14 protein-coding genes are annotated in these 12,370 nt (G+C 63.1%); 9 read left to right on the forward strand and 5 right to left on the reverse strand.

All coding sequences use genetic code 11. The annotated features are described in order from the left end of the window. The first annotated feature begins 24 nt into the window (after positions 1-24). From BM045_RS01685 to BM045_RS01695, 3 genes are all read left to right on the forward strand, one after another. Positions 25-1,281 (forward strand): glycerate kinase type-2 family protein, encoded by a 1,257-nt coding sequence (locus tag BM045_RS01685; RefSeq protein ID WP_092179268.1) that lies wholly within the window; start codon positions 25-27, stop codon positions 1,279-1,281. An 11-nt stretch (positions 1,282-1,292) separates the two neighbouring features. Then, on the forward strand, positions 1,293-1,634 hold the full coding sequence (locus BM045_RS01690; RefSeq protein WP_092179269.1) for a VOC family protein: 342 nt from the start codon (positions 1,293-1,295) through the stop codon (positions 1,632-1,634). Positions 1,635-1,801: 167 nt separating this feature from the next. Continuing rightward, positions 1,802-2,740, forward strand: coding sequence for a Gfo/Idh/MocA family protein (locus tag BM045_RS01695; RefSeq protein ID WP_092179270.1), 939 nt, complete (start codon positions 1,802-1,804; stop codon positions 2,738-2,740). A gap of 141 nt (positions 2,741-2,881) precedes the next feature. On the opposite strand, the gene BM045_RS01700 is transcribed toward BM045_RS01695, so the two are convergent. From BM045_RS01700 to BM045_RS01710, 3 genes are read right to left on the reverse strand one after another with little or no spacing between them, the layout of a single operon-like run. Next, entirely contained in the window at positions 2,882-3,820 is a 939-nt protein-coding gene (locus tag BM045_RS01700) for an aldo/keto reductase (protein WP_092179271.1), read from the reverse strand. Between the two features lie 25 nt (positions 3,821-3,845). After that, positions 3,846-4,352, reverse strand: a complete 507-nt coding sequence (locus tag BM045_RS01705) for a hypothetical protein (protein WP_092179272.1) — start codon at positions 4,350-4,352, stop codon at positions 3,846-3,848. Then, a complete protein-coding gene (locus tag BM045_RS01710) occupies positions 4,322-4,717 on the reverse strand; it encodes a VOC family protein (protein ID WP_092180762.1) in 396 nt (131 codons plus the stop codon). The genes BM045_RS01705 and BM045_RS01710 overlap by 31 nt, the downstream gene beginning before the upstream one ends. A 223-nt stretch (positions 4,718-4,940) precedes the next feature. Here BM045_RS01710 and BM045_RS01715 point away from each other — a divergent pair, with 223 nt between their 5' ends. The 6 genes from BM045_RS01715 (at position 4,941) to BM045_RS01740 (ending at position 11,001) form a co-directional block, all read left to right on the forward strand. Then, the gene (locus BM045_RS01715) at positions 4,941-6,536 is read left to right on the forward strand and encodes an ABC transporter substrate-binding protein (RefSeq protein ID WP_092179273.1); all 1,596 of its coding nucleotides are present in this window, start codon (positions 4,941-4,943) and stop codon (positions 6,534-6,536) included. A gap of 183 nt (positions 6,537-6,719) precedes the next feature. Next, positions 6,720-7,727, forward strand: coding sequence for an ABC transporter permease subunit (locus BM045_RS01720; RefSeq protein WP_092179274.1), 1,008 nt, complete (start codon positions 6,720-6,722; stop codon positions 7,725-7,727). Further along, positions 7,728-8,633 carry an ABC transporter permease subunit gene (locus BM045_RS01725; RefSeq protein WP_092179275.1) on the forward strand — a complete coding sequence of 302 codons (906 nt, stop codon included), beginning with the start codon at positions 7,728-7,730 and terminating at the stop codon, positions 8,631-8,633. Positions 8,634-8,637: 4 nt separating this feature from the next. After that, on the forward strand, positions 8,638-9,249 hold the full coding sequence (locus BM045_RS01730; RefSeq protein ID WP_092179276.1) for a hypothetical protein: 612 nt from the start codon (positions 8,638-8,640) through the stop codon (positions 9,247-9,249). A 76-nt stretch (positions 9,250-9,325) separates the two neighbouring features. Continuing rightward, positions 9,326-10,168 carry an ABC transporter ATP-binding protein gene (locus BM045_RS01735; protein WP_092179277.1) on the forward strand — a complete coding sequence of 281 codons (843 nt, stop codon included), beginning with the start codon at positions 9,326-9,328 and terminating at the stop codon, positions 10,166-10,168. Positions 10,169-10,170: 2 nt separating this feature from the next. Beyond that, complete coding sequence (locus tag BM045_RS01740) at positions 10,171-11,001, forward strand: ABC transporter ATP-binding protein (RefSeq protein ID WP_092179278.1); 831 nt, start codon at positions 10,171-10,173, stop codon at positions 10,999-11,001. On the opposite strand, the gene imm45 is transcribed toward BM045_RS01740, so the two are convergent. Continuing rightward, a complete protein-coding gene (imm45, locus tag BM045_RS01745) occupies positions 10,998-11,315 on the reverse strand; it encodes an Imm45 family immunity protein (RefSeq protein ID WP_092179279.1) in 318 nt (105 codons plus the stop codon). The genes BM045_RS01740 and imm45 overlap by 4 nt on opposite strands. Further along, entirely contained in the window at positions 11,312-12,349 is a 1,038-nt protein-coding gene (locus tag BM045_RS01750) for a Gfo/Idh/MocA family protein (protein WP_092179280.1), read from the reverse strand. Before BM045_RS01750 ends, imm45 begins: the two co-directional genes overlap by 4 nt. Between the last annotated feature and the right edge of the window lie 21 nt (positions 12,350-12,370).

The following is a 12,370-nucleotide window of genomic DNA, read 5'->3' on the forward strand; positions in this document are numbered from 1 at the left end:
CAGAATCGCAAGCCGAGAGAGACGATGACCCGCGCCCTGCTTGAAGCGATGTTCCATGCCGCCGTGGCGCAAGCCCAGCCCGCGCTGGCGGTGAAGCGCCATCTGCCGGACCGGCCCAGGGGCCGCACCGTGGTGATCGGCGCGGGCAAGGCCTCGGCGCAAATGGCGCGGGCTTTCGAGGACGCCTGGGATGGTCCGGTCTCGGGGCTGGTGGTGACGCGCTATGGCTATGCCGAGGCCTGCGAGCAGATCGAGATTGTCGAGGCGGCCCATCCGGTGCCCGACGAGGCGGGTTTTTTGGCGGCGAGGCGCATCATGGAGACGGTATCGGGCCTGTCGGCCGATGATCTGGTGGTGGCTCTGATTTCGGGCGGTGGCTCGGCGCTGTTGCCGGCACCGGCCCCCGGCCTGACGCTGGATGACGAACAGGCGATCAACCGGGCGCTCCTGGCCTCGGGCGCGCCGATTTCGGTGATGAACCTGATCCGCAACCAATTCTCGTCGATCAAGGGCGGACGGCTGGCGCGGCAGGCGTCCCCAGCGCGGGTGGCGACGCTGGTGGTGTCGGATGTGCCGGGCGATGATCCGGCGCTGGTCGCCTCGGGGCCGACCATTCCCCTTGCCGGGACGCGCGAACTGGCGCGCAAATATGCCAATCTCTATCGGCTCGACCTGCCGCCGCATGCCCATGCGCTGCTGGCTGGCGAGGATAACCTCGCGCCATTGCCGGAAGACGCGGTGTTTGCCGGCAATAGCGTTACCACCATTGCCTCGGCGGCGCTGTCGCTGGAAGCGGCGGCAGAGCTGGCGCGGGGGCAGGGGATTGAGGCGGCTATCCTGAGCGACTCCATCGAGGGCGAAAGCCGCGACGTGGCGCAGGTGCTGGCCGCCATGGCGCGAGAGATCGCCGTGCGGAACCGGCCGTTCAGCAAGCCGGTGGTGCTGCTATCCGGTGGGGAAACCACGGTGACCTTACGCGGCACGGGCGGGCGCGGCGGGCGCAATGGGGAATTCCTGCTGGCCCTGGCCATTGCCATCGACGGCGTGGAGGGCATTTCGGCCTTGGCGGGTGATACCGATGGCATCGACGGCTCGGAAGACAATGCCGGCGCCTATGTCGATGGCCAGACCGCGACGCGGCTGCGCAAGGCGGGGATTGATCCGCTGGTGGCGCTCGCCAGCAATGACGCCTGGGGGGCGTTCAGCGCCATCGGCGATCTGCTGGTGACCGGGCCGACCGGCACCAATGTGAATGACTTCCGGGCAATCTTGATCCGATAGAGGAGGCTGTGATGGCCAAGGCGACGGGCATAGGCGGGGTGTTTTTCAGGGCGCAGGATATCGAGGCGCTGGGCAAATGGTACGAGACCCATCTGAGCGTGCCGGGCTTCTGGACGCAGGAAGCTGGCATGACGGTGTTTGCGCCGTTCAAGCACGACAGCGATTATTTCGCGGCAGGCAAGCAGTGGATGATCAACTTTCGCGTCGATGATCTCGCGGCGCTGATCGGGCAATTGCGGGCAGCTGGGATTGCGGTGGAGACGCGGGCGGAGTGGGATACGCCGGAGACTGGGCAGTTCGCCCGCATCCACGATCCGGAAGGTAATCCGATCGAGCTTTGGCAGCCGGCCTGAGGTCGGCCGGTTCAGCCATTCGGCCATAGGCCTCATGGCTTTCTTACCTAAAATCGCGCCACCGGCGCGATTTTGCCTTCGGCCGGTTCGAAAAATCATACAAATGCCCTTGGCAGACAGGGGCGGCCTCTGTTCTATACGCCTCACTTTTTGAGGGGAGCCGCTTCATGGCCAAGCGCAAGATTGCCGTTATCGGCGTGGGCAAGATCGCACAGGACCAGCACCTGCCGGTGATCGATGCGTCGGACGATTTCGAGCTGGCAGCAACGGTTTCGACGCGCGGTGTCGGCCACAACGGCCTGCCGGTGTTCAAGACCCCGGCCGAGCTTTATGCCGCCATGCCGGAGATCGACCTGGTGTCGATCTGCACGCCGCCCGGCATTCGCCACCAATATGTCCGCGAGGCGCTCGACGCCGGCAAGGACGTGATGATGGAAAAGCCGCCGACCACGACGATTTCCGAGCTGGACGATCTGATCGACCATGCCAAACGGCTCGACCGGATCCTCTACCAGACCTGGCATAGCCAGTGGAATCCGGCCGTGGATCGCGCCAAGGCGATCCTCTCGGCGCAGGGTGTGCGTTCGGTGCGCATCGACTGGCGCGAAAGCGTACGCAAATGGCACCCCGGACAGGACTGGGTCTGGGAACCGGGCGGGTTCGGCGTCTGCGATCCCGGCATCAACGCCTTTTCGATCTTCACCAAGATCATGCCGTTCCCGGTGTTTGTCGAAAGCGCCAAGCTGACCTTCCCGGCCAACCGGCAGACGCCGATCGACGTCGAGATCGGTTTCAAGTCGGGGCAACTGCATCAGCCAAAGCTGTCGGCCGGCTTCAACTGGCTGGAAGAGAGCGGCGAAATCTGGACGTTTACCATCGAGACCGGCACGGGCGATCAGCTCAAGCTGGAAAGCGGTGGGCGCAAGCTGGTGGCCAACGGACAGACCGTGCTGGAGCATGGCGATGGCGAATATGCCGCCATGTATGACCATTTCGCCGATTTGCTGGAGCGGGGCGAAACGGATGTGGATGCGGCGCCGCTGCGGCTGATGAGCGACGTGTTCCTGATGGGCGCCCGGGTCAATGGGCCGGAGTTTGAGTGGTAAGGGCTCTCTAGTTTAGAGGATACCCCCACCTAGCCTCCCCCTGATAAGGGGAGGAATCTCATCGAGATATTGGCGCTATTTTGCCAAACACACCGGCCGAATTCCTCCCCCTTTTCAGGGGGAGGTTAGGAGGGGTTATTCTTACTTTCCCGCCGCCGTCAGCAGTTCCACATCCTCGTCACTCAACTTCAGCCGCACGCCCTTGGCGAGGCTTTTGACCTGTTCCACCGAGGTTGCCGAAGCGATTGGCGCCGTCACGCCGGGCTGGGCGACGAGCCACGCCAGCGACACTTCGGCGGGCGTGGCGTCATTGGCCTTGGCGACCTTGTCCAGTGCTGCGAGGATCTTTTCGCCCTTGGCGTCGAGATATTTCTCGGCCCCGCCGCCGCGCGGGGATTTGCCGAAATCGGCCTTGGAGCGGTATTTGCCGGTGAGGAAACCGGCGGCCAGACTGTAATAGACCACAGTGCCGATATCGTCCTCGATAACAAGATCGCGCAGGGCGTCGAATTCGGCGCGATCATAGAGATTGTAGCGCGGCTGCAGCACTTCATAGCGCGGCAGTGACTTGATGACGGCGGTCTCGTTGGCTTCTTTCACCATCTGGGTGGTGTAATTGGAGGCGCCGATGACGCGCACCTTGCCGGAGCGCACAAGCGGATCATAGGCGCCGAGGGTTTCCTCGTGCTCGGTGGTCTCGTCCGGCCAATGGCTGAAATAGAGGTCGATATAATCGGTCTGCAGGCGCTTCAGCGAGGCGTCGATGGCCTCGCGGATGGAGTCAGCCTTGAGCCCGCCGGGCGTCTTGGCCGAATTGACCTTGGTGAAGATATGCACATCGGCGCGATTGCCACGCGCCTTGAGCCACTTGCCAATGATGGTCTCGCTCATGCCGGGCGGATTGCCGGGCACCCAGTTGGGATAGCCCTCGGCCGTGTCGATGGCGGTAAAGCCGGCCTCGACATAGGCATCGAGAATGTCAAAACCCTGCTGTTCGTCGACGGTCCAGCCGAAGACATTGCCGCCCAGAACCAGGGGTTCGATGACGAGTTCACTGCGGCCGAGCGGACGACGATCCATGATGCTTCTCCATTGCGTGTGAGGGCTAAACGCCCTCGGCGGTGATCGGTTCAGGCGGCTTCACGCGGGGCGCACAAAAGGCCAGCGCCTGATGGATCGCCTGCAGCGAGCCGCCAAGATCGATATAGGCATAGGCGCCGGTGACATCATCGGCGTGACGCAAATAGATAAAGGTGCCCTGCTCGATGCGCTCGAGCAGCCAGTCGGCGCGGCTGATGAACTGCCCGCCATAGGGCGCGGCGGAGACTTGGGCGGTGAAGCTGGCATTCTCGCGGTCGAGCGTCATCTCCCAGCTGCCGAGAACCTTGGGGCGGCTGGTGTGGATATGCACGCTGGTGGAAAAGTCATCCTCGCAGCGTACGGCGAGGCAGGTGAACTGCTGCGGCGTGGCGTCACGGTCGCAGCCCAGCGCCGCCCGGTCGCCTTCGCCGGGCAGCGGCGAATAATGCCAGCCGGCTTGCTGGGCCAGAGCTGGCGAGGCGAGCAGGCTCAGCGCCAGGATCAGGGCTTTTTGGGTTCGATAAGGTCCCATTTGTTTCCGTAAAGATCCTGGAACACCGCGACCGAACCATAGGCCTCGTGGCGCGGCGCTTCGAGGAAGCTGACGCCGCGCGCGAGCATGGCGGCATGGTCCTTGGCAAAGCTCGTGGTGTTGAGAAAGAACATGACGCGTCCTCCGCCGGGATTGCCGATCGCGGCGACCTGCGCCTCGCCCTCGGCTTTGGCCAGCAGCAATTGCGCGCCGGACTGGCCGGCCGGGGCCACCACCACCCACCGCTTGCCGCCGCCGAGATCCTCGTCGGAAACCAGGTTGAAGCCGAGCGTGTCGCAGTAAAAGGCAATGGCCTCGTCATAGTCGGCGACGAGCAGGGAAACGGTGGCGATGAATTGTGTCATGCCCAGCATGGATCACCAGCGCGCAGGCCGGGTCAAGCTTCGATCAGGCAGCCGAACGGTTCATTTCAAAACCGTCCAATCCTGTGGAAGGATGTTCCGGGTGTCATCAGATTGACCAAATGGTCAAACTCCCCTGTTGCGCTCCCTTGGAATCTACGCTTTGTTGGCGCCCAAGCCCCGGTTGGCAAGCCGGGTGCGTATAAGATATCGGGAGACAACAATCATGAAATTGATGAAAACGCTGCTGCTGGCGACTGCAATGGTGGCCGTGGCCGCCGGTGCCGCCCAGGCAAAGCAGCTGGTTTACTGCTCGGAAGCTTCGCCTGCCCATTTCGATCCCGGTCCGCTGACCGGTGGTAACGACTTCGACGCGACCTCCCACACGATCTATAGCCGTCTGGTCGAGTTCGCCCCTGGCGGCACCGAAGTAACCCCGGCTCTCGCCGAGAGCTGGGAAATCTCGGAAGACGGTCTCGAGATCACCTTCCACCTGCGTCCGGGCACCAAGTTCCAGACCACCGACTATTTCACCCCCACCCGCGACCTGACCGCTGAAGACGTCGTCTTCTCGTTCGAGCGCCAGTGGAAGGAAGACAATGCCTGGTATGCCTATCTCGAAGGCATGACCTGGGACTACTTCCAGGGCATGGACATGCCCAAGTACCTCAAGGAAATCGTCGCCGTTGACGACCTGACGGTCAAGTTCGTGCTGAACGAGCCAAACGCTCCGATGCTGGCAAACCTGGCGATGGACTTCGCGTCGATCGTGTCCAAGGAATATGCCGACAAGCTCGAAGCCGAAGGCAATATGGCCGCCTTCTCGACCCAGCCGGTCGGTAACGGTCCGTTCCAGTTCGTCGATTACCAGCTCGACACCGTCATCCGCTATGCCGCTTTCCCCGAATACTGGGGCGGCAAGCAGCCGATCGATGACCTGGTCTTCGCCATCACCACCGATCCGTCGGTGCGTGCGCAGCGCCTGATCGCCGGCGAATGCGATATCATGCCTTATCCGGCCCCTGCCGATATCGCCACGCTCCAGGCCGATCCCAACCTGACCGTCATGGAACAGGAAGGCCTCAACATCGGCTACATGTCCTATAACGTGACCGAAGCTCCGTTCGACAACGTCAAGGTCCGCAAGGCCCTGACCATGGCGATCGACAAGGCTGCGATCATCGAGGCCGTGTACCAGGGTGCTGGCCAGGACGCCAAGAACCTGATCCCGCCGACCATGTGGTCCTATGACAATGAGACCGCTGCCGACGTCTATGATCCGGAAGGCGCCAAGGCCCTTTTGGCTGAAGCCGGCGTGACCGAGCTGACCACCGACCTCTGGGCCATGCCCGTGTCGCGTCCCTATAACCCCAACGCCCAGCGCGTTGCCGAACTGATCCAGGCTGACTGGGCCGCTGTCGGCGTCACCGCCAACATCGTCACCTACGAATGGACTGAATACCGCGAGCGCGGCAAGCAGACCGATCGCAAGGGTCCGTTCCAGATCGGCTGGACCGGCGACAATGGTGATCCGGACAACTTCTTCGCCACCCTGTTCTCCTGCGCCGCTATCGGCGTGTCGAACTATTCGATGTGGTGCAATGACGAGTTCGAAGCCCTGATCCAGGAAGCCAAGACCACTCCGGACCAGGCCAAGCGCACCGAGCTCTACACCAAGGCCCAGGAAATCTTCAAAGCTGAAGAACCCGCAATGACCCTTGCTCATTCGCGCGTCTTCATGCCGATGAAGAAGACCATCACCGGCTATGCCATGAGCCCGCTGGGCAACCACAGCTTCAAGGGCGTCGACATCGCCGAGTAAGGCGGTGCGATAGCACTCAAACCGGAGCCTCGATCCGCACCAGCGCGGAACGGGGCTCCATTTATTAGAGCAAGGCCCCGAGGCGCCAGCAAATGGCACCCGTCAACGGCCTCGCCGCAACAGGAAAGCCAGCGACGACGGGAGCCATCAGGTGATCCGTCCGCTCAAGGGTAAGACCCGCTCATGCTGAATTACATCCTGCGCCGCGTTGCGCTGATCGTGCCGACCATCATCGGCATTTCCCTTTGTGCCTTCTTTTTCGTCCGCGTGCTGCCGGGCGACCCCATCCTGGCCATGGCTGGCCAGCATGGCGTGACGCCGGAGCGCTACGAAATCCTGCGCGAGCAGTTTGGCTACAACCTGCCGATCTGGCAGCAATATTTCAATTATCTGGGCTCCGTGCTGCAGGGCAATTTCGGCATTTCGCTGGCCACCAAGCGGCCCGTGCTGACCGAGTTCATGACGCTGTTCCCAGCCACCATCGAACTGGCGCTGGTCGCTATGATCTTTGCCGTGGTCGTCGGCATTCCGGCCGGCATCTTTGCCGCCGTCAAGCGCGGCTCCTGGTTCGACCAGGTGACCATGGGCATCGCCCTGACCGGCTATTCCATGCCGATCTTCTGGTGGGGCTTGCTGCTGATCATCTTCTTTTCCGGCTATCTCGGCTGGACGCCTGTCTCTGGCCGCATTGCACTGACCTTTTTCCTGCGGCCGATCACCGGCTTCATGCTGATTGACACGCTGCTCTATGGCAATTGGGCGGCCTTCGTTTCGGCGCTGCGCCACCTGATCCTGCCGGCGGTGGTGCTGGGTACGATTCCCTTGGCCGTCATCGCCCGGCAAACCCGCTCGGCCATGCTCGAAGTGCTGGGCGAGGACTATGTCCGCACCGCACGGGCCAAGGGGCTGTCGCCGCGCCGCGTGGTCAATGTGCATGCCCTGCGCAATGCGCTGATCCCGGTGATCACCACCATCGGCCTGCAGGTCGGCCTGCTGCTGGGCGGCGCCATCCTCACCGAAACCATCTTCTCCTGGCCGGGCATCGGCAAGTGGATGATCGATTCCATCTCCAAGCGCGACTATGTCGTGGTGCAGTCCGGGCTCTTGCTCATTGCGCTGATCGTCATGGCCGTGAACCTGCTCGTCGATGTGCTCTATGCCGTCATCAATCCGCGCATCAGGGTGAAGTAAATGAGCCAGATCCAAGCCACCCCCACGCCCATCAAAGCCAGCACCGGCGCCGGGTTCCGCGAATTCTGGCATTACTTCGCCGTCAACCGCGGTGCGGTCATCGGGCTGGTGGTGTTTACCCTCCTGGTGCTGATCGCCATCTTCGCGCCGCTGCTCGCGCCGCACTCGCCGGACCAGCAATATCGTGACGCCATCCTGACGCCACCGATCTGGGACGCCATGGGCGATCCGCGCTTCCTGCTCGGCACTGATCCGGTCGGTCGCGACATGTTGAGCCGGCTGATCCACGGCGCCCGCTATTCGCTGTTCATCGGCCTCTTCGTCGTGGTCGGCGCGCTGTTCGTCGGCGTGATCCTCGGCGTCCTCGCCGGCTATTTCGGTGGCTGGGTCGATGCCATGGTCATGCGCGTCATGGACATCATCCTGGCCTTCCCGTCCCTGCTGCTGGCCCTGGTGCTGGTGGCGATCCTCGGGCCGGGCCTGTTCAACGCCATGGTGGCCATCGCCATTGTCTTGCAACCGCACTTTGCACGACTGGTTCGAGCGGCGGTGATGGCCGAGAAGAACCGCGAATATGTCATGGCAGCAAAACTCTCCGGCGCCAGCCATATCCGGTTGATGCTGGTGACCATCCTGCCCAATTGCCTTGGTCCGCTGATCGTCCAGGCGACGCTGAGCTTTTCCAATGCCATTCTCGACGCGGCAGCGCTCGGCTTCCTCGGCATGGGGGCACAGCCGCCGACGCCCGAATGGGGCACCATGCTGGCCACGGCCCGCGAATTCATCCTGCGCGCGCCCTGGGTGGTGACCTTTCCGGGTCTCGCCATCCTGATCACCGTGCTAGCCATCAACCTCATCGGCGACGGATTGCGCGATGCACTCGACCCCAAGCTCAAGCGGAGCTGAGCCAATGGACCTGTGGATCGGTCCGGCCATCGTTGCAGCGCTGGTGTCAGCGCTTGTCAGCGCCGCCGGCTGGTTCGTCACGTCCTGGCAGGCGCAAGCGCTTGAACAGCATCGGCGCGACGAGAAGGTGCATGACTATCAGGTAGCGCTACGGGCAGAGATTGCCAGTGACCTGCTCAGCCTGCAGGTCGGCAGTCGCGATGAAATGCTGGGGAGTTTCCAGGCGGTCCTGGAGCTTGAGCCAAGCCATCGGCCGATCTTGCCGCGGCTGGCGCGCAACATGGTTTTCGAACAGGTCGTTCGGGAGATCCATCTGCTGCCCAGTCGGGTGATCTCGGCGGTGATTGGCTACCAGAGCCTGCGGCAGTCGATCGACCTGTTTATCGAAGACATTAGAGCCGCGCAGAATGTGAATTCCGAGCGGCTGCTGCTGATGGTCTCGGACTACGTCGACATGCTGGATCGCCTGGAAATCCTGGCGTCCAATGCCGTCGCGGCGCTGGAGTTTTCGCTGATGCTCAGTAAATCGGACGCGGTCCCACCGAGCCAAGGGTCGGCTTGGGGACGGGCCGGGGCTGAACAGTCGGCTTCGGCTGAGCGGTCGGTTTCGCCATGATGTCCACTCCTCTAACTGCTCATGAATATAGCGCCTCCCACGGCGCATTACAACAAACCCAAGGGAGCGCAGCGTAATGCCCCTGCTCGATATCAAGAACCTCACCGTCTCCTTCGATACTTCGGTTGGCCTGTTCAAGGCCGTGGACGGTATCGACGTCTCGGTGGATAGCCGCGAAGTGTTGGCCATCGTTGGCGAAAGTGGCTCCGGCAAGTCGGTGGCCATGCTGGCGGTGATGGGGCTATTGCCCGGTACCGCCACGGTCACTGCCGACAAGATGGAATTCGAAGGCCTCGACCTGCTCAAGATGAGCCCGCAGGAAAAGCGGCAGATCATCGGGCGCGACATCGCCATGATCTTCCAGGAGCCTGTGGCGAGCCTCAACCCCTGCTTCACCGTCGGCTTCCAGCTCGAGGAAGTGCTGGGCAAGCATCTCGGCCTCAAGGGCCGCGCGGCGCGCGATCGGGCCATTGAACTGCTCAAGCTCGTCGGCATCAAGGATGGCGCCGAACGGCTTGGCGCCTTCCCGCATCAGATGTCGGGCGGCCAGTGCCAGCGCGTCATGATCGCCATGGCGATTTCCTGCAATCCGAAGCTTCTCATTGCCGACGAGCCGACCACGGCGCTCGACGTGACCATCCAGAAGCAGATCCTCGACCTGCTGGTGCGGCTGCAGGCCGAGCATGGCATGGCGCTGATCATGATCACCCATGACATGGGCGTGGTGGCCGAAACGGCCGACCGGGTCATCGTGCAATACAAGGGACACAAGATGGAGGAGGCCGACGTGCTGACCCTGTTCGAAAATCCCAAGTCCAACTATACGCGGGCTTTGCTGTCGGCGCTGCCGGAAAATGCGGTGGGCGATCGCCTGCCGACGGTGTCCGACTTCGTCTTCGAACCGGCGCCGGGGGTATAGAAATGACCACACCCGTTCTCGAAGTCAAAAACCTCACCCGCGACTATGTCACCTCCGGCGGCTTCCTGCGGCCGGCCAAGATGGTGCATGCCGTCAAGGGCGTGAACTTTACGCTCAATAAGGGCAAGACGCTGGCCGTGGTCGGCGAAAGCGGCTGCGGCAAGTCGACCTTGGCGCGCATGATCACGCTGATCGACCCGCCGACCTCGGGCGAAATCCTGATCGACGGGCTCAAGGCCGATGCGGCGCATGTGACCCGCGAAGCGCGCCAGAAAGTGCAGATCGTCTTCCAGAACCCCTATGGCTCGCTCAATCCGCGCCAGAAGATCGGCGACGTGCTGGCCGAGCCTTTGCTGCTCAATACCGACATGAAGGCCGACGAGCGGCGCGAAAAGGCCATGGCCATGCTGCTCAAGGTCGGCCTCGGCCCCGAGCATTTCAACCGCTATCCGCATATGTTCTCGGGCGGCCAGCGCCAGCGCGTTGCGATCGCAAGGGCGCTGATGCTCAATCCGAGCTTTTTGGTGCTCGACGAGCCGGTCTCGGCGCTGGACCTGTCGGTGCAGGCGCAGATCCTCAATCTGCTGAAGGACCTGCAGGACGAGTTCGGGCTGACCTATGTGTTTATCAGCCATGACCTGAGCGTCGTGCGTTACATCGCCGACGAGGTGATGGTGATGTATTTCGGCGATGTGGTGGAGCACGGCACGCGCGACGAAGTGTTCGGCAATCCGCAGCACGAATATACGCGCACGCTGTTTGCGGCGACGCCCAATTCCAGCGTTGAGAGCATCAAGGCGAGACTGGCAAAGAAGGCGGCGCTGGCCAGCTAGGCCAGCGTCGGCACATCATAGCCGGGGAGCACGCGGACTTCGGCCGCATCCCCGGCCGGCCAGACCCAGCGGGTCCAGTTCTGCGCCAGCCAGGCGGCCGACAGGGCAATCTGTCCTTCGGGCACGGCGTCGCCGGGCAGGATGACGACAATTAGCCCAGCTTTATAGCCGGTGGCGACGACGAGGCCGCAGCCATCGGGAAATGCCACCACGATCAAATCGACGACGTCCTCATAGGGCCATGCCGCCGGAAAGCGCAGCACAGTGCCCGGCGGCAGCGGGCGGTCGCCGATGGCGTCGAGGCGCTCGATCATGGCGTGAGTACCACCCGCTTCCCCTCCGCACTCGACCGCGTCATCGCGTCGATCAGCCGGTGCACCCGCAGTGCGGTATGGCCGGTGCTGACCGGCTGGCGTCCCTGCTTTACCGCATCGGCAAATTCCGCGATCTGTGCCGCGTGCCAGTCGAAGGGGAAGGCCATGGGGTCGGCGCCGCCGCCGCCCTGGGTGGCGTCGCCTTCGGTGATGGTTTCGCCGGACATGGTGTGAATGGTCAGATTGCCGGCGGTGAGGGTGGCGCTGGCCTGGGCGAAGTTCAGCGTCAGGCTCTCCGGGCCGCCGGGGAAGCTGGCGGTGGTAGCCATGACCGCGCCCACGGCGCCGTTGGTGAATTCGAGACCGGCCGAGACGAAGTCCTCGGTTTCCATTTGGTGCAGGCGGGTGGTTCTCGCCATGGCGGTGACGGCAGTGACGTCGCCGCAAAGGCTGAGCATCAGGTCGAGTGAATGGATCGCCTGGGTGAGCAGCACGCCGCCGCCGTCCTGGGCGAAAGTGCCGCGGCCGGGTTGGTCGTAGTAGCTCTGCGGGCGCCACCAGGGCACGGTGAGATGCACGGCCTCCAATGGGCCGTAGCGGTTTTCAGCAACGGCCTGGGCGAGATAGCGCGAGGCGCGGCGGAAGCGGTGCTGGAAGATGACGCCGAGGGTAACCCCCGCGGCGTCGGCCGTGGCGACGATCTGCTCGGCGGCCTGCAGGGTGCGTTCCACTGGTTTTTCGAGCAGCACCGGCTTGCCGGCTTTGGCGGCGGCTTCGACCACGGATTGCCGCGCATTGGGCGGCGTCAGCACCAGTAGTGCATCGAGTCTTGGGTCGGCGAGGAGGGTTTCGAGGCTTTCGGCTTCGGGAAAGCCATAGGTCGCACAGAACGCTGCGCGCTGGGCGGCATCGCGGCGGTAGACGCCGAGTACGGCGATATCCCTGGCCAGCGACTGCAGTGCCAGGGCATGCGGTTTGGCGCCCATGCCGGCGCCGATCACCCCAATGCCGAACCGTCCTTGTGCATCACTCATCGCAGTCTCCTCCTGTTGGAG

The sequence above is a fragment of the Devosia sp. YR412 genome (assembly GCF_900110945.1).
Taxonomy (GTDB): domain Bacteria; phylum Pseudomonadota; class Alphaproteobacteria; order Rhizobiales; family Devosiaceae; genus Devosia.